The organism is Nonomuraea sp. NPDC048882, assembly GCF_040649755.1.
Classification (GTDB): domain Bacteria; phylum Actinomycetota; class Actinomycetes; order Streptosporangiales; family Streptosporangiaceae; genus Nonomuraea; species Nonomuraea maheshkhaliensis.
In genome coordinates, this window is the sequence record NZ_JBEZGB010000001.1 from 265,611 (window position 1) to 281,680 (window position 16,070).

The window sequence follows — 16,070 nt, forward strand, 5'->3', positions numbered from 1 at the left end:
GTGGGGAAGTACGCGCTGCACCGGCTGCTCATGGCGCTTCCCGTGCTGCTGGGCACCACCTTCCTCATCTACCTGGCCGTCTACGCCCTGCCGGGCGACCCGATCCAGGCGCTGGCCGGGCCCAACCGGGCGCTGTCGCCCTCGGTCGAGCAGGCGCTGCGTGAGCGGTTCCACCTGGACGACCCGCTGCTCGTGCAGTACGGGAGCTACCTCAAGGGCCTGCTCTCCGGCGACCTCGGCACGAGCTTCGCCGGCCGCCCGGTCTCCGAGGTCATCGCGGCCAGCTGGCCGGTGACGTTCCAGCTGGGCGTGACGGCGTGGCTGTTCATGACGGTTCTGGGCGTGCTGCTCGGCACCGTGGCCGGGCTGCGGCGCGGCAAGCTCACCGACGCGCTCGTGCTGGGCGGCACCACGGTCGTCATGGGCGTGCCGTTCTTCGTGGTCGCCTACGTCGCGCAGATCGTGCTGGGGGTCAACCTGGGCTGGCTGCCGGTCTCGGGCACGGACGCGGGCTGGCCGCTGGCGTACGTGCTGCCCGGCCTGGTCCTCGCCCTCTACGGCCTGCCGCAGGTGGCCAGGCTGACCAGGACGAGCGTGCTGGACAACCTGAACGCCGACCACGTCGACACCGCGACCGCCAAGGGCCTGCGCCCGCGCGCGGTGGTGGTCAGGCACGTCGTGCGCAACTCGCTGATCCCCGTCGTGTCGCTGCTCGGCGTGAGCCTCGGCTACCTGCTCAGCGGCACCGTCCTGATCGAGGGCATCTTCAACCTGCCGGGCCTCGGCTACCAGATCTTCACGGCGATCCCGCAGCACGACGGGCCGGTCGTCGTGGGCGTGGGTACCCTGCTCGTCCTCGTCTTCCTGCTGGTGAACCTCTTGGTGGACCTTCTCTATGGCATCCTCGACCCTCGTATCCGCCTCGGCTGAGGCTCCGCCCGCCGGCCGGCCGGGACTGCTCGCCAGGCTGCGCCGCCGTCCCGCCTTCGCGATCTCCGGTGCCATCGCGCTGGTCGTCTGCGCGATGGCGGCGGTGCCGCAGGCGTTCGCCGGCTGGTTCGGCAGCGGGGACCCGCGCAAGTGCGACCTGGTCAACAGCGGCCTGCCGCCCGCGCCGGGGCATCCGTTCGGCTTCGACATCCAGGGCTGCGACCTCTACAGCAACGTCGTGTACGGCGCTCGTTCCTCCGTCCTCATCGCGCTGCTCGTCACGGCCGGGATGATCGTCGTCGCCGTGCTGCTGGGCAGCCTGGCCGGCTACTTCAGAGGCTGGGTGGACGCGGTGATCAGCCGCGTGATGGACGTGTTCTTCGGCTTCCCCGCGCTCGTCGGCATGATCGTGCTGCTCCAGGCGGCCAGCACGCACAACGAGTGGACGGTGTCGGCGGTGCTGATCCTGTTCGGCTGGCCGGTGCTGGCCCGCGTCATGCGCGGCTCGGTGCTGGAGACGGCCACCAGCGAGTACGTGGCCGCCGCCCGCGGCGTCGGCGCCGGCACCGCGCGCATCCTGCTGCGCCACGTCCTGCCGAACGCACTCGGCCCCGTCGCCGTGCTCACCGGGCTCAACGTGGGCGGCGTGATCGCCTCGGAGTCGGCGCTGACGTTCCTCGGCGTCGGGCTGCAGACCCCGGCGATCTCGTGGGGCGTGCAGCTCAACACCGCGCAGCAGTACTTCGTCACCTCCCCGCACCTGCTGATCTTCCCGTCGATCTTCCTCACCGTCACCGTGCTCAGCTTCGTCCTGCTCGGCGACTCGCTCCGCGACGCCTTCGACCCCCGCCTGCGCCAGGAGGTGGCCCGCCCGTGACCCGTCTGGAATCCCTGCCCGGCTACGACGCCGGCGCGCCCCTGCTGGCCGTCTCGGACCTGCGGGTGCGCTTCGGCGCCACCACGGTGGTCGACGGCGTCGGCTACGAGGTGGACGCCGGTCAGACGCTCGCCGTGCTCGGCGAGTCGGGCAGCGGCAAGAGCGTGACCGCTCGCGCGATCATGGGCCTGGTCCGGCCGCCGCGCGGCGCCGTCACGACCGGCTCGGCGCGGCTGCGCGGGGTGGACCTGCTCACGCTGGCGGAGGAGGAGCGGCGGCGGCTGCGTGCCACCACGATCGCGATGGTCTTCCAGGACGCGCTGTCGGCGCTGAACCCGGTGCTCAGCGTCGGCTACCAGATCGCCGAGCTGTTCCGGGCGCACCAGGGGCTGTCGCGCAAGGAGGCGGCCGGGAAGGCCGTCGAGGTGCTCGACCTCGTCCGCATCCCGTCCGCGGCGCGGCGGGCCCGCGACTATCCGCACCAGTTCTCCGGCGGGATGCGCCAGCGCGTCGGCATCGGGCTGGCCATCGCGCTGAACCCGCAGGTGATCATCGCCGACGAGCCGACGACCGCGCTCGACGTGACCGTCCAGGCGCAGATCATCCGGCTGCTCGGCGAGCTCCAGCGCGAGCACGGCACCGCGCTGGTGCTCATCACGCACGACATGGGAGTGGTCGCCGGCATCGCCGACCGGGTCGCCGTCATGTACGCGGGGCGGGTGGTCGAGCAGGGCGCGGCGGCCGAGGTGTACGCGCGGCCTGCGCACCCGTACACCGAAGCCCTGCTCGGCGCGATCCCCCGGCCCGAGCTGCGGGGGCGGCGGCTGGCCGTCATCCCGGGCGCGCCGCCCGACCCGGCGCGGCCTGATCCGGGCTGCCGGTTCCGGCCGCGCTGCGGGTACGCCGGCGAGGCGTGCGGGCAGCAGCCGCCCGCGCGGGAGATCGGTCCTGGCCGGCTCACGGCCTGCCACGAGTGGGAGCGGGTGACCACGTCATGACGGCTGAGACGGTGCTCGACGTACGCGACCTGGTCAAGCACTTCCCCGTCAGGCAGGGCGCGCTGCGGCGGACCGTGGGCCTGCTCAAAGCCGTGGACGGGGTCTCACTGGAGCTCCGCAAGGGCGAGACGCTCGGCATCGTCGGCGAGTCGGGCTGCGGCAAGTCCACCCTGGCCAAGCTCCTGACCGCGCACGAACGGCCCACCTCGGGCCGGGTCACCGTGCTCGGCAGGTCACTGCACGACCTGCGCGGCGGCGAACTGCGCCGGGCCAGGCGGCACGTGCAGCTCATCTTCCAGGACCCGTACACCTCGCTCGATCCGCGCATGACCGTCGCCGCCACCGTGCGCGAGCCGTACGACGTCAACCCGGACCTCGCGCCGCGCGGCGACCGGGACCGGCTCGTGCACGAACTGCTGGAGGCGGTCGGGCTCAACCCCGACCACGGCGGCCGCTATCCGCACGAGCTCTCCGGCGGGCAGCGGCAGCGGGTCGGCATCGCCCGCGCGCTCGCGCTGCGGCCCGAGGTGCTGGTGTGCGACGAGCCCGTGTCCGCGCTCGACGTGTCGGTGCAGGCGCAGATCGTCAACCTGCTGGAGGAGCTGCGCGAGCGGTTCTCGCTGGCGTACGTGTTCATCGCGCACGACCTGAGCGTGGTGCGGCACCTGGCCGACCGGGTAGCCGTCATGTATCTGGGCAAGGTGGTGGAGACCGGGACTGAGGCCGAGGTGTACGAGTCGGCGGCGCATCCGTACACGCGGGCCCTGCTGTCGGCGGCGCCGGTGCCGGACCCGGCCGCGCGCGGCACCCGGCAGGAGATCGTCCTCGACGGGGAGCCGCCCAGCCCGGTGGACCCGCCGTCCGGGTGCTCTTTCCATCCGCGCTGCTTCATGGCGGAGGACTCCTGCGCGCGCTCGGCGCCCGTGCTTGAGCCCGTCGCCGCGGCCGGGCACCTGGTCTCCTGCCACCTGGCCCGCCGCCCCGGTCCCTGAGGTCGGGCGCCCGGTCCTTACGCGTGGCGGCCGCAATTCCCGCGTACCCCTGTGAAATACCAGCTTTCGGTAAAGCCTCCTCTCTTCTATCTTTACCGTGACCGAAGGTCGCGAAGGAGATGTGGACTGTGAAGAGACTTGTCGAACGTACTCCCCTGCGAGCAGGCGTCGTCGCGGCGGTCGCTCTGGCCGGTGGCCTGATCACCACCACCCCGGCCGGCGCGGCCCCCACGACCGGCCTGAGCGCGGCCACTTCGGTGACCGTCCAGGCCGAGACCGCCGCGCTCGCCCGCCCGTCGAACGGCCGGATCCTCTACCACCGCATCGGCGGCGGCGTGAACCAGCTCAAGATCAAGAACGGCACGTCGCGGGACGGCGTCGTCGCCCTGGTCAGGGGCAGCACCAAGGCGATCAGCATCTACGTCCGCGCCAAGTCCACCGCGACCATCAGGGACGTCAGGGACGGCACGTACCGGATCTACTTCACCACCGGCTCCCGGTTCAGCGTCTCCAAGGGCAGGTTCGGCCGCAACGCCGTCTACCAGCGCTTCAACGACCGGCTGCGGTTCCGCTCGCCCGGCACGCGCTACACCATCTACACCCTGACCCTGCACCCGGTCCGCGGCGGCAAGGCACGGACGAGCGGCGTCAACCCGAAGGACTTCCCGGCGTAGAAGGTGTTCCACGCCGGGGCTTGAGGTTCGGCTCTTCGGCGCCGGGGATCCGGGCTTCGGCGCCGCGGAATCGGTGCGCCACTTCGGCGCCTCGGAATCGGTGCGGCGCGGACCTGCGGCTCAGCGCCAGGGATGCGGGCGGCGGCGCGGACCTTCGGCTCAGCGCCGGGGGCCGTACCAGTGCGACGCCGCTGCGGCCGCCTGCGCCGGCAGGTCCGCGCCGGCGTCGCCTGCCCACGCCACATACCCGTCGGGGCGCACCAGGACGGCCGCCGGGAGCCCCTTCCGCGCCGGGCCCTCGTGCCGGACGACCATCGTGTCTCCGGCCGGCACCGCCTTGGCGACGTCCGCAGAGCCGGTCGCGTCCACCAGCACCGGACGCCCGTCGCGCAGGAGCTCGTACAGGCGGCCTCCCTCACACGGCACGTCCGGCATCCTGCGCCCGGTCCACGGGTGGGCGCCGCGTGCTCCCGCCGGGTAGCCGATGCCGAGGCCCGTCAGGCGTCCGGCCACGAGCCGCCGGGACGGGCCGAAGCGCAGGATCAACCGGATCATGACGGCGCGCAGCGCCCGGCGGATCGCGGAGCGGCCCAGCACCAGCCGGTTGAAGTTGTCGGTCAGCGCCAGCACCTGCGCGCCGACCGGGTGCCGCTCGCCCTCGTACGTGTCCAGCAGCCCCTTCGGGCCGTGCCCGCGTACGGCGGCGGCCAGCTTCCAGCCCAGGTTCATCGCGTCCCCGATGCCGGTGTTCATGCCCTGACCGCCCAGCGGCGAGTGCACGTGGGCGGCGTCGCCGGCCAGGAACACCCGGCCCTCGCGGTATCGCCTGGCCTGCCTGCGCTCGCTCAGGAACCGCGTACTCCATCGCTGCTCGCGCATGCCGAAGTCGGTGCCGGCGATCCGGTCGAACGCGTCGCGCATCTCCTCCATCGGCAGCGGCACGTCCAGCGGCACCTGCTCGCGCAGCCGGTCCCAGGCGATGGCGCGGAACCACCCGTCGCCGAACGGGATCATGAGCACCACGCCCTCACCACTGGCCGCCGCGAACAGCGCGTCCTGCGGCGGCTCGGTCACCCGCACGTCGGCGAGCAGGATGTGCGTCGCGTACTGCTTGCCGGCGAAGTCGATCCCGGCCTGCTCGCGCACTTTGCTGTGAGCGCCGTCGCACCCGACGACGTAACTCGCCGACTCGGTGCGGCCGTCGGCGAGCTCGACCATGACCCGCTCGGCGTCCTGACTGATCCCTGCGACCTCGGCACCCCTGACGATCTCCACGCCCAGCTCACGGGCGCGCGCCTCCAGCAGGCGCTCGGTACCGCTCTGCGGCACGATCAGCACCATGGGGTAACGGGTCTCCAGCGTACGCAGATCGAGCACGGCGCCGGGGGCGGGCTGCAACTCCTGCACGGGCCGGCCGAGCGGCACCAGATCGTCCGCCAGTCCGCGGGCGTCGAGCAGTTCGAGCGTACGGGCGTGCACGGCGAACGCCCGCGTCAGATTGGACTGCTCGGCCCGCCGCTCCAGCAGCCGGCAACGCACACCGGCCCGAGCCAGCTCGCACGCCAGCATGAGGCCGGTCGGGCCGGCGCCTATGACGATCACGTCGGTGGTGTTGTTCATCGGACTCTTCCCTCCGGGATTCGATGCCACCACGATGCGATCGGAGCCGGGGCCCTCGAATCGGTGAAGTACACAGTGGCCGTAACCAGTGCACCGGCCCCGCCTGCCGACCACCGGAGCTACACCGGCCCGACATCCCGGCCGCCAGCGATGCACCGACCTTGGCATGTCGGCCCCAGCCATGTGCCGACCTGGAATCCCCGCCATCAAGGGCACTCCGACCCGGCATCGCCGCCGTCACCGGACCGACGTCCCACCGTCAACGGAGCACCGTGACGGCCGGGCAGCGGTGACGGACCGGTGAAATCACGGATGCGAGCCCTCCGCCCCTGGGCGCAGAGTCGTCCGATGCGGCATGACGAGACGGTTATCCCCGTGGCCGGTTCCCTGGTCCGGGCCTATCGAGCAGGCACAGGCCCCGACCTGGTACTCCTGCACGGCGGCGAACCCAGCGAAGCCGGCGGCACCGGCTGGGCCGGCGCGGTCAGCCCAGCCGACACGATCGGCGGAACTGGCTGTGGCGGCGGGACCGGCCTGGCTGACCTTGCCGGAGAACCAGTGCTGACCGGCGAGACCAGTGGCTTGCCGGCAGGCGCGCGGTCGGCGTGGGAGCCGGTGTGGACGGCCTTGTCCGGGCGGGCGCGCGTGACAGCGCCCGATCTACCCGGCTTCGGCGGCACACCCCTGGGACAGGTCGTGCCGACACCGGCCGGTTACGCGGCCTGGCTCGCCTGCTTCCTCGACGCCTGCGGCATCGGCCCGGTCCGGCTCGCGGGCCTCTCCCTCGGCAGCGCGATCGCCCTGCGCGCCGCCCTGGACATGCCACAGAGGATCACCCGACTGGCCCTGTGCGACCCGTGCGGGGCCGAGCCAGCAGAACTCACCTGCCCGGTCCTGCTGACCCGCGGACTCCCTTGCCGAGTCCCCGACGTCCTGGTGACCTTCCTGACCTCAGCCTCCGATCAGCACGAACACGACATAAAGGCACGAACGCGTCTCCCCTGAACCGCCCGAACACTTAGCAACCAGCCCAAATCAGTCCGGAGCCCTCAGCGACCGACCCCCAGCACACCAGGGCCCTCAACAACCGACCCCGAGCGCACCACGACCCGCAACCACGGGCCCCAACCAAAAACCATGATCCTTGACCGCCCCAACCAGACCAGACAGCTCTCAGCGACCGGCCTCCAGCAGGCCAGGATCCTCGATACAGAGCCGTACCAGCTCCCCCCGCGACGAGATCCCCAGCTTCACGAACACCTTGTGCAGGTGGTAGTCCACAGTGCGCGGGCTCAGGAAGAGGTGCGCCGCGATCTCCCGATTGGTCCCTCCCTCCCCTACCAGCCGCGCGATCTGCGACTCCTGCGGCGTGAGATCCGCGGCCGTACTGGGATCCCGCTTGCGCGCGCTCTCACCGGTCGCCTGCAACTCGGCGCGGGCCAGCTCAGCCCAGGGCGCCGCGTCCAGCCGTTCGAACGTCTCGGACGCCGCCCGCAGGTGCCGTCGCGCCTCGGCCCGGCGACGACGACGGCGCAGCGCCTCACCGAACAGCAGCGCCGTCCTGGCCGCGTCGAACGGGCGCCCGGCCCTCGCGTGCAGGGAGAGGGCCTCCGTGAAACTGGCCTCGGCAAGACCGGCGTCATCACCCGCGACCAGCCCACGGCACCGCGACACCAGCGCATGCGCCCACGGCGACCCGGCCGGTCCCGCCCAGCTCTGGAGCCGTTCCAGGGCGGCCGTCGCCCGGTCCTGGCGCTCCATCCGTACGGCGGCCTCGACGAGATCGGCGGCGGCGAAGATCTTCACCAGCGGATGCCCCTCCCCCGGCCCGGCGTCCGCCATGGCGCTCAGCCGGTCGAACGCGTCCGCCATCCGGCCCTCACCCAGATCGAGCAGCGCCAGCGCCCAGGCCGCGATCCCCGCAGGTGGCCCGAGCCGCTGCCCGATGGCCTGAGCCAGCGCGGCACCCGCCTCCGTACGGCATTCCTCGGCCCGGCCCTGGACGGCGGCGATCCAGGCGAGCACGGAGCGGTGGTGCGCGGCGGTGTTGTCCTGGCGGGTGTCGAGCGACAGCCGCAGCCCTTCGGTGGCGGTGGCGCGAGCGGCCGCGAACCGCCCGGTCCACATCTGCAGCGCAGCAAGCGGCCCCAGCACCAGCGGCAACACGCTGACCGCGCCGGCCGCACGGGCGCGTACGGCCGAGGTGGTGAACAGAGCGAGCGCCGCAGCGTCCTCACCGATGAACATCGCCGCACCCGCAGCCAGTGCCAGACTCTGCGGATCAGCCCTCTCCTGCGCCAGCGCCCGCCCTTCCCGTAAGGACGGCGCCGCCCGCTCAGCGTCCCCACCCAGCAGCGCCGCCAGCCCGACAAGCAACAGCGCCCCCGCACTCACCCCATCATCCGGCACCCACCCCCGGCGGCCGGCAACCAACGCCTCGACGTCCACCACCCTCGCCCCGGGGCCCTCCGCCGTGACGGAGCCCTCGGCCGGCGAACCGGCTGGGCCCGCTTCCCTCGGCGGCGCCCCACCGGCGCCGGGGGCGTTGGCCGGAAGCAGGGAGGACAGGCGTCGGCCGGCTTCGGCGAGTTTGGGGAGGTCGGCGGCGGTCCAGGCCAGGCGGCCTGCCTCGGTGAGCATGACGGCGGCCTGGATCGGGTCCAGTTCGGTGATCGGCTCGGAGCCGGCGACGAGCGTCGCGTATGCCACATCGGGCCGCCCGCACAAGCCCTCGATCGCCCCGCGCAGATGCTCCCCCTGCGCCCGGAGCAGGGGTTCGGAGGCGTACGCCGCCGCCTCGTCCAGCAGCGAACGGGCCCGGTCGGGCTGGCCGCCGAGCCAGGCGGCCTCTGCGGCCAGCGTGAGAAGCCGGCCACGGGACTCCGCTTCGGCGGTGAGGGCGGCGGCGCGGTGGAAGGCGCTCGCGGCGGCGGCATGACCGCCGCGCCGGGTGGCTCGCCGGGCGGACTGCTCCAGCTCGGCGGCCGCCGCCTCGTCCTGGCCGGTAGCGGCGGCGGCCAGGTGCCAGGCGCGCCGGTCGGCGTCCCCGTTGCCGTCGAGCACGGCGGCCAGGGCCTGCTGTACGGCGCGGCGCTGCAGGAACGTCGCTCCCCGGTAGACGGCCGAACGTACGAGTGGATGGCGGAAGGCCATGATGTCGCCCTCCACCCGCAGCAGCCCGGCCACCTCCGCCTCATCGAGCGCGTCCGGCGCCACCCGCAGCTCCTGGGCCGCGCGCAACACGAGGCCGATGTCGCCGCTCTCCTCGGCGGCGGCCACGAGCAGCAGCGTCTGCGCCGCGGGCGCCAGCCGGCGCACCCTGTCCAGGAAGATCTGCTCGACCACCTCGCCGACCGGCAACCGCTCGGGCAGCGGCCGTACGCCGGCAAGCTGCTCGGCCGAGAGCGAGCCCGGCAGTTCGAGCAGGGCGAGGGGGTTGCCCGCGGTGCTGTCCACCAGCAGTGCGGCCACCTCGGGAGCGAGCGCCACGGACGTACGCTCGGCCAGCAACGCCCGCGCCGCCTCGGGCTCCAGCCCACGGAGTCGTAACTCAGGCAGCCCAGCAGCCGAACGCGAGGCCCCGGTCCTGATCCCAAAACCCGATGACGGGCCCGGCGACCCGGCAAGCGGATGCGACGGCCAGGTGAGCGAATCCGGTGCTCCGGTGAGCGGGTGTGGGGAGATGGTGTCGTCGCGGACTGCGAACAGCAGGGCGACGCCCTCGGCCTCCAGGCGTCGGGCCACGAACGCCAGCGCGTCCGCGGACGGTCCGTCCAGCCAGTGCGCGTCGTCGACCAGGCACAGCAGCGGCCCGTCCTCGGCCACCTCGGACAGCAGACTGAGCACCGCGACCGACACCAGGAACCGGTCCCCCTCCACCGGCGGCCCCAGTCCGAACGCGCCGCGCAGCGCCGCGGCCTGGCCGGCCGGGACCGCCGCGAGCCGGTCCGCGACGGGGCGCAGCAGCTGGTGCGCCGCCGCGTACGGGAGCTCGGACTCCGACTCGACCCCGCCGCCACGCAGCACCCGCATACCGTCGGCCCGTGAGGCGGCGAAGTCGAGCAGCGCGGACTTCCCGACGCCCGCCTCACCACGCAGGACAAGAACGCCGCTGCGCCGATCGCGAGCGCCGTCGAGCAGCTGGGCAATGATCCCGCATTCCCACTCCCGGCCATGCAGCATGCCCCGATGGTACGACCGCCACAGCTCACGACCAGGGGACCGCAACTCCCCCAGCCGGAAGTCCCCGGGCCCGGATCTCGCCGACCCACCGCCCGGCTGGCATCGGAGGGAGCGGCGCCGACGCCTCTTTCCCCGGCCCGAGCCCCGGTGATCACCCGGGCACGGGCTCCTCGGTTGGGGGCAAGGTCGCGGTATGCCGGTAATGCCGTACACTGCGGCAAATGCTTCTGGCCCCCGCCCGGCTGGCCTGGCTGGACGCCCTGCGGGGACCGGCAGCGCTGGCCGTCACCATGCACCACGCCGGATGGACGTTCATCCCGGGCGTCTGGGCGGAGGTGGATCGCAGGATCGATCTCGGCACGTGGGGCGTGTTCGTGTTCTTCCTGGTCAGCGGCTACATCATCCCCGCCTCTCTGGAACGGCGCGGCGACCTGCGCGCCTTCTGGACCGGCCGGGCCTTCCGGCTCCTGCCGCTGCTCCTGACCGCGTTCTGTCTGGCGTTCCTGCTCGTGGCGGCCGGATCGCTCCCGTCGCCTCCTGGGCTCGGTGAGCGGCCGCCGCTGCTCGTCGCGCTGGGCAACCTGACGATGATGCAGGAATTACTGAACCTGCCCGCGGTCATCAGCGTCACCTGGACGCTCTCGTACGAGATGGCCTTCTACCTGCTGTGCGTGGCGTTGTTCGCGGTGCGGCAGGCGCACAGGTCGGCGACGATCGCGATCGTGCTGGCGCTGCTGGCCGTGCCGCTCGGGCTGCTGCTGCCGAGGGCCGTCATCGGCGGTGGCGCCGATCTGACCGCCGCGCTGCTCGGCCTCGCCGTCATCGCCGCCATCGCCCTGACCGTGCTGGGGCGCGGCGCCGCGCGTACGGCGGGCGCGGTCGCGGGCGGGCTGCTGGGGCCGGCGCTGGTGATCCTGGGCAGCAGGGGCGGCACCTGGCAGGGGGTGATCATCCTGGCGACGATGTTCGCGGGGACGGCGGTGTACCGGGCGGAACAGGGGACGATCTCCCGGCCGGCCGCCACGGTCGCCGTGGCGGCGGCGCTCGGCTGCGGGCTGCCCGCCAAGGGCGACCCCGCCTGGGCGCCGGCGATCGTGCTCGCCTTCGGCGCGTTCGCGCTGGCGTACGCGCTGCGCCGGCGCCGCTTCCCGCGCTGGCTGGCGGGCCTCGGCGTGATCAGCTTCTCCGTCTACCTGCTGCATCCCCTGCTGCTGTACGCGAGCCCGAACCTGCCGGTCTTCTTCCTCATCCTGATCCCGCTCAGCCTGCTGACCTATCGCGTGATCGAGCTGCCCGCCCAGCGGCTCGGCAAGCGGCTCATCTCAAGCCGACGCGGCGATCCGGCCAAAGCCTGACTCATCGCACATGCCCCGCCGCGTCCGTGAGCGCCGGCCTGTGCTGCGCAGTCGTTCAGGTGCGGGCGCCCTTGCCGCTCAGGTAGCCGACGACCATCTCGCCGACCATGCGCCGCTGCCTGGCCCGATGCTCGGCGGCGGTCATGTCGCGCCCGAACAGCGCGCCGAACGTGTGCTGGTTGGCCACCCTGAACACGCAGAACGCACTGATCATCATGTGCACGTCGATCGCGTCGGCCTCGGTGACGAAGTCGCCCGACGCCTGGCCCGCGTCCAGGATGCGCTCGATGAGGTCGAGCACCGGCGTGCCCAGGTTGGCCAGCACCTCGGACTTGCGTATGTGCTCGGCGCGGTGCACGTTCTCGATCGCCACGAGCTGGATGAACTCGCGGTGCGCGTCGTGGTGGTCGAAGGTCAGCTCGGCCAGCGTGCGGATGGCCTCGACCGGCGCCAGGTGCTCCACGTCCACCGTGCGCTCCGCCGCGCGCACCTCGGCGTACACCTTCTCCAGCACCGCGATGTAGAGCCGCTCCTTGCTGCCGAAGTAGTAGTAGATCATCCGTTTGGTGGTGCGCATGCGGGCCGCGATCTCGTCGACCCGCGCGCCCGCGTAGCCCTCGCGGGCGAACTCGCGCTGCGCGACCTCGAGGATTTCCGCTTTGGTACGGTCGGCGTCCCGCTGGCGTTCGGCGGCGGCGGGGGGCGAGGTCATTGGCTCATCATAGATCCGCCCGCGGACCCGACGGCGAGCCGGCCGAGGGTGCCGGCCGAGGGTGCCGGGCCCGTTCCCGCAGCTCAGGCTTCCTGCTCCAGCTCGGCCAGCACGCTTTGGGCGACGGCGAACGCGGCGTTGGCCGCCGGGACCCCGCAGTAGACGGCGCTCTGCAGCAGCACCTCGCCGATCTCGTCGGGGGTGAGCCCGTTGCGTACGGCCGCGCGCACGTGCATGGCCAGCTCGTCGAGGTGCCCGCGGGCGACCAGCGCGGTGAGCGTGACGCAGCTGCGGGTACGGCGGTCGAGCCCGGGACGGGTCCAGATCTCACCCCAGGCGTAGCGGGTGATGAAATCCTGGAAGTCCCTGGTGAAATCGGTCGTCCGGGCCACGGCGCGATCGACGTGGGCGTCGCCGAGCACCTCGCGCCGTACCCGCATGCCGGTGGCGGCGGGCAGGTGGGCGAGGAGGGCCTGGGTGACGCGGGCCGGCTGGTCGACGTTCGCCAGGTGGGCGGCGGCCGGGAGCTCCACGAGCGTGGCGCCGGGGATGCCGTCGGCCAGCTCCCTGGCGTGCGGCGGCGGCGTCGCCGGGTCCTCGCGGCCGGCCACGATCAGGGTGGGCACGGTGATGGCGGCCAGCTCGCCGCGCAGGTCGTAGGCGCCCAGCGCGTCGCAGCAGGCGGCGTACCCGGCGGGGTCGGTGGTGGCCAGGTCGTCGAGGAGCTGGTCGTTGAGAGCCCGGCCGTTCCGGGGTTCGCCGGTCAGGGTCGCGTCGTTCGGGATCCCGGGGTCCGGTGTCTGTGCGAACCAGCGGCCGGGGGCGGTTTGCAGCAGTGGTGCGGTGCCCTGGGCGCGTACCAGGGCGGCTCGTTCGTGCCACGCCCGGGGGTCGCCGAAGCGGGCGCTTGAGCAGATCATGGTCAGGGAACGCAGCCGTCCCGGATGCCGGACCGCCAGAATGGCGCCGATCGCGCCGCCGATCGAGACCCCCGCGTAGTGGAAGCCGTCCATGCCCTCGGCGGCGGCCGCCTCCAGGACCAGCTCCGCCAGGTCGTCGATGGTGCTCGCCTTGGCGTCGGCGGGCGAGTCGCCGTGGCCGGGCAGGTCGTACCTGAGCACCCTGAAGGTGCGGGCGAGCGCCTGGAGCTGCGGTTGCCACAGGCGGGTGGAGGTGCCGAGCGACGGTCCGAGGATGAGCGGCTGCCCCTGCTCGGGGCCGTCCAGCCGGTAGTGCAGCATCAGTGAGGTGCCTCGTCCTGGTCGTGGGTGGGAGGGTGCTGGAATGAGAGAGCGCGATCCACGAGGGCGGGGGCAGGGGCGGCGTCGCCGGTGACGGTCAGGTTCGCGCGCATGCGCTCCGGGTGTACGCGGAGGTCGGCGACCAGTTCGGCGGTGTCCCTCGTGGCGCCCGCGACCAGGCGCAACGCCTCGCGCAGCGGCTGCCATTCGGCGTGCCAGGCGCCGGAGGGGCGCTCGTCCTCGGCGGCGAGCGAGCCGTACAGGATGGCGGCGAGCGCGGGCACCTGGCGGGCCGCGGCGGCGATCATCGTGGCCCGGACGGGGTTGTGCTTGTGCGGCATGGACGACGAGCCGCCGCCGACGCCCTCGGAGAGCTCGCCGATCTCGGTACGCGACAGGACCAGCACGTCGGCCGCCGGCTTGCCCAGCGCCCCCGCGGTGAACGCCAGCGCCCCGGCCAGGTCGGCGATCGGCGTGCGCAGGACGTGCCAGGGCAGCGGCGGCTCGGCCAGCCCCACCTCGGCCGCGAACCGCCCCGGCAGCCGCAACGCCACCTCCACCGCCTGCGCCCCTGAGTCAGGATGCTGGAAAGGGGCGAGGGTGCCCGCTGCGCCGCCGAGCTGGGCCGGGAGGGTTCGGCGGGCGGCGGTGAGGCGGGTGCGGGCGTCGGTGGCCAGCCGGTGCCAGCCCGCCGCCTTCAGCCCGAACGTCGTGGGTACGGCCTGCTGGGTGAGCGTCCTGGCGGCCATCGGGGTGTCGCGGTGCTCGGCGGCCAGCGCGGCGAGCCGGTCGGTCGTCCGTTCCAGATCGGCCAGTACAGGCCCCAGTGCGCGGTACGCCACGAGCATGAGAGCCGTGTCGACGATGTCCTGACTTGTCGCCCCACGATGGACGTACTCCCCGAAAGGGGCGGCCGCCGTGCGGAGGTCCGCCACGAGGGGGATGACGGGGTTGCCGCCGGAGCGCGCCCGCACCACCAGGTCCTCCAGACAGAACGCCTCCACGCGGGCGGCAGCCGTCACCGCGTCCGCCGCCTCGGGCGGAACGAGCCCGAGCGCCGCCTGCGCCCGGGCCAGCGCGGCCTCGGCGTCCAGCATCGCCCGCAGCACGGCGACGTCACCGGTCGCCTCGACCCCGCCCCGCATCGGCGAGAGCAGCCCGAGATCCGCCCCCGCAGGCGTGGAGGCCACGTCGCGCCCCGCCCCCGCGCCCGGTGGGTCGGGGTCAGCCGAAGTCAAGGAAGACCGTCTCCTTCTCTCCCTGGAGGTGGATGTCGAAGCGGCGTACCCCTTCCCGTTCCTCCACCGCCACCAACGTCCGGCCGCGCTCCGGCGGCAGCGAGTCGAGGAAGGCGTCCCGTCCGAGGTAGATACGCGTGTAGAGATGGCGCAGCAGCCCGCGCGCGAACACGCACACACTGATGTACCCGTTCGCCGGCTCCACCGTACGCAACGTCCAGTGCCCGTCCCGATCGGTGGCCACGCGGCCGAAGCCGGTGAAGGTGACGCCGTCGCGGCCGAGCACGGCGGCGCTGGTCGGGTCGCGGCGCAGCGTGCCGGGCGCCCCGCGCACCCGTCCCTGCTCGTCGGCCTGCCAGAACTCCAGCAGCGCGTCCGGCACGGGCTCCCCCGCGCCGTCGTAGACGTAGCCGTGCACGGCGACCCCTCCGAGGGCGATGTCGCCGCCGCCGGGGAAGGGCAGCGCGTACCCGTAGAACGGGCCCACGGTCTGTGAAGGGGTCGGGTTCATCGGCCTTCCTCCATCCAGGTCGCGGAAGGGCCGTCGAGGACGATGTCCCACCGGTAGCCGAGCGAGAATTCCGGCACCGACAACTCGTGCGCGTACGACGCGACCAGCCGCTGCCTGGCGCTCTCGTCGGTCACCGACTGCAGGATCGGGTCGTACGCGAACAGCGGATCCCCTGGGAAGTACATCTGGGTGACGAGCCGCTGCGTGAACGAGGTCCCGAACAGCGAGAAGTGGATGTGCGCCGGCCGCCAGGCGTTGACGTGGTTGCGCCACGGATAGGCGCCGGGCTTGATCGTGGTGAAGCGGTAGGAGCCGTCGTCGCCGGTCAGGCAGCGGCCGACGCCGGTGAAGTTGGGGTCGAGCGGCGCGGGGTGGTCGTCACGCTGGTGCAGGTAGCGTCCCGAGGCGTTGGCCTGCCAGATCTCCACGAGCTGGTTGCGTACCAGCCGCCCGCCGCGGTCGAGCACGCGCCCCTGTACGGTGATCCGCTCGCCCAGCGGCTCGCCCATGTGCTGTTTGGTGAGGTCGTTGTCCGCCGGCACCACGTCGGTGACACCGAAGACGGGCCCCGACAGTTCGACGGCCTCGGGGTCCTTGATGGGCACCAGCGGCTGCCGGGGGTGGCGCAGCAAGGTGCTGCGGTAGGGGGCGTAGTCGCGTGCGGGGTGGTCGGCCGCCGTGCCCGCGAGCGCGGCGATCTCCTGGTCGATGTCGGACTGCTGGAGGGGTTCAGACATTCC

14 protein-coding genes are annotated in these 16,070 nt (G+C 72.9%); 7 read left to right on the forward strand and 7 right to left on the reverse strand.

The annotated features are described in order from the left end of the window. The 5 genes from AB0C27_RS01130 to AB0C27_RS01150 all read left to right on the forward strand — a co-directional run bounded on the left by AB0C27_RS01130 (nt 1) and on the right by AB0C27_RS01150 (nt 4,471). Entirely contained in the window at nt 1-930 is a 930-nt protein-coding gene (locus tag AB0C27_RS01130) for an ABC transporter permease (RefSeq protein WP_357835886.1), read from the forward strand. Next, the gene (locus AB0C27_RS01135; RefSeq protein ID WP_357835888.1) at nt 896-1,807 is read left to right on the forward strand and encodes an ABC transporter permease; all 912 of its coding nucleotides are present in this window, start codon (nt 896-898) and stop codon (nt 1,805-1,807) included. Before AB0C27_RS01130 ends, AB0C27_RS01135 begins: the two co-directional genes overlap by 35 nt. Continuing rightward, on the forward strand, nt 1,804-2,805 hold the full coding sequence (locus AB0C27_RS01140) for an ABC transporter ATP-binding protein (RefSeq protein ID WP_357835891.1): 1,002 nt from the start codon (nt 1,804-1,806) through the stop codon (nt 2,803-2,805). The genes AB0C27_RS01135 and AB0C27_RS01140 overlap by 4 nt, the downstream gene beginning before the upstream one ends. Further along, nucleotides 2,802-3,797 carry an oligopeptide/dipeptide ABC transporter ATP-binding protein gene (locus tag AB0C27_RS01145; RefSeq protein WP_357835894.1) on the forward strand — a complete coding sequence of 332 codons (996 nt, stop codon included), beginning with the start codon at nt 2,802-2,804 and terminating at the stop codon, nt 3,795-3,797. The genes AB0C27_RS01140 and AB0C27_RS01145 overlap by 4 nt, the downstream gene beginning before the upstream one ends. 128 nt (nt 3,798-3,925) lie before the next feature. After that, nucleotides 3,926-4,471 carry a hypothetical protein gene (locus AB0C27_RS01150; RefSeq protein ID WP_357835897.1) on the forward strand — a complete coding sequence of 182 codons (546 nt, stop codon included), beginning with the start codon at nt 3,926-3,928 and terminating at the stop codon, nt 4,469-4,471. Between the two features lie 159 nt (nt 4,472-4,630). Here AB0C27_RS01150 and AB0C27_RS01155 read toward each other — a convergent pair whose 3' ends face one another. After that, entirely contained in the window at nt 4,631-6,091 is a 1,461-nt protein-coding gene (locus AB0C27_RS01155) for an FAD-dependent monooxygenase (RefSeq protein WP_357835900.1), read from the reverse strand. 348 nt (nt 6,092-6,439) lie between these two features. Here AB0C27_RS01155 and AB0C27_RS01160 point away from each other — a divergent pair, with 348 nt between their 5' ends. Continuing rightward, nucleotides 6,440-7,096: an alpha/beta fold hydrolase gene (locus AB0C27_RS01160; RefSeq protein WP_357835903.1), complete on the forward strand. Its 657-nt coding sequence runs from the start codon at nt 6,440-6,442 to the stop codon at nt 7,094-7,096. Between the two features lie 168 nt (nt 7,097-7,264). Here the strand turns inward: AB0C27_RS01160 and AB0C27_RS01165 are convergent, their stop codons facing one another. Continuing rightward, nucleotides 7,265-10,273, reverse strand: a complete 3,009-nt coding sequence (locus AB0C27_RS01165) for an AAA family ATPase (RefSeq protein WP_357835906.1) — start codon at nt 10,271-10,273, stop codon at nt 7,265-7,267. A 221-nt stretch (nt 10,274-10,494) separates the two neighbouring features. Here AB0C27_RS01165 and AB0C27_RS01170 point away from each other — a divergent pair, with 221 nt between their 5' ends. Next, nucleotides 10,495-11,628 carry an acyltransferase gene (locus AB0C27_RS01170; protein ID WP_357835909.1) on the forward strand — a complete coding sequence of 378 codons (1,134 nt, stop codon included), beginning with the start codon at nt 10,495-10,497 and terminating at the stop codon, nt 11,626-11,628. 55 nt (nt 11,629-11,683) lie between these two features. On the opposite strand, the gene AB0C27_RS01175 is transcribed toward AB0C27_RS01170, so the two are convergent. The 5 genes from AB0C27_RS01175 to pcaH all read right to left on the reverse strand — a co-directional run bounded on the left by AB0C27_RS01175 (nt 11,684) and on the right by pcaH (nt 16,067). Further along, on the reverse strand, nt 11,684-12,340 hold the full coding sequence (locus AB0C27_RS01175; protein ID WP_346113301.1) for a TetR/AcrR family transcriptional regulator: 657 nt from the start codon (nt 12,338-12,340) through the stop codon (nt 11,684-11,686). Between the two features lie 83 nt (nt 12,341-12,423). After that, the gene (gene pcaC / locus AB0C27_RS01180) at nt 12,424-13,581 is read right to left on the reverse strand and encodes a 4-carboxymuconolactone decarboxylase (protein ID WP_357835912.1); all 1,158 of its coding nucleotides are present in this window, start codon (nt 13,579-13,581) and stop codon (nt 12,424-12,426) included. Further along, complete coding sequence (pcaB, locus tag AB0C27_RS01185) at nt 13,581-14,819, reverse strand: 3-carboxy-cis,cis-muconate cycloisomerase (protein WP_357835915.1); 1,239 nt, start codon at nt 14,817-14,819, stop codon at nt 13,581-13,583. The genes pcaC and pcaB overlap by 1 nt, the downstream gene beginning before the upstream one ends. After that, nucleotides 14,806-15,330, reverse strand: a complete 525-nt coding sequence (locus AB0C27_RS01190; RefSeq protein ID WP_357835918.1) for a protocatechuate 3,4-dioxygenase subunit alpha — start codon at nt 15,328-15,330, stop codon at nt 14,806-14,808. Before AB0C27_RS01190 ends, pcaB begins: the two co-directional genes overlap by 14 nt. After that, nucleotides 15,327-16,067, reverse strand: coding sequence for a protocatechuate 3,4-dioxygenase subunit beta (gene pcaH / locus AB0C27_RS01195; protein ID WP_357835921.1), 741 nt, complete (start codon nt 16,065-16,067; stop codon nt 15,327-15,329). The genes AB0C27_RS01190 and pcaH overlap by 4 nt, the downstream gene beginning before the upstream one ends. Nucleotides 16,068-16,070: the final 3 nt, after the last annotated feature.

Excerpts from the sequence above, each read along its gene's own strand:
- AB0C27_RS01135 (WP_357835888.1), top strand. The coding sequence starts at position 896 with ATGGCATCCTCGACCCTCGTATCCGCCTCGGCTGAGGCTCCGCCCGCC.
- AB0C27_RS01145 (WP_357835894.1), top strand. The coding sequence starts at position 2,802 with ATGACGGCTGAGACGGTGCTCGACGTACGCGACCTGGTCAAGCACTTC.
- AB0C27_RS01155 (WP_357835900.1), bottom strand. The coding sequence starts at position 6,091 with ATGAACAACACCACCGACGTGATCGTCATAGGCGCCGGCCCGACCGGC.
- AB0C27_RS01160 (WP_357835903.1), top strand. The coding sequence starts at position 6,440 with ATGCGGCATGACGAGACGGTTATCCCCGTGGCCGGTTCCCTGGTCCGG.
- AB0C27_RS01165 (WP_357835906.1), bottom strand. The coding sequence starts at position 10,273 with ATGCTGCATGGCCGGGAGTGGGAATGCGGGATCATTGCCCAGCTGCTC.
- AB0C27_RS01170 (WP_357835909.1), top strand. The coding sequence starts at position 10,495 with ATGCTTCTGGCCCCCGCCCGGCTGGCCTGGCTGGACGCCCTGCGGGGA.
- AB0C27_RS01175 (WP_346113301.1), bottom strand. The coding sequence starts at position 12,340 with ATGACCTCGCCCCCCGCCGCCGCCGAACGCCAGCGGGACGCCGACCGT.
- pcaC (WP_357835912.1), bottom strand. The coding sequence starts at position 13,581 with ATGCTGCACTACCGGCTGGACGGCCCCGAGCAGGGGCAGCCGCTCATC.
- AB0C27_RS01190 (WP_357835918.1), bottom strand. The coding sequence starts at position 15,330 with ATGAACCCGACCCCTTCACAGACCGTGGGCCCGTTCTACGGGTACGCG.
- pcaH (WP_357835921.1), bottom strand. The coding sequence starts at position 16,067 with ATGTCTGAACCCCTCCAGCAGTCCGACATCGACCAGGAGATCGCCGCG.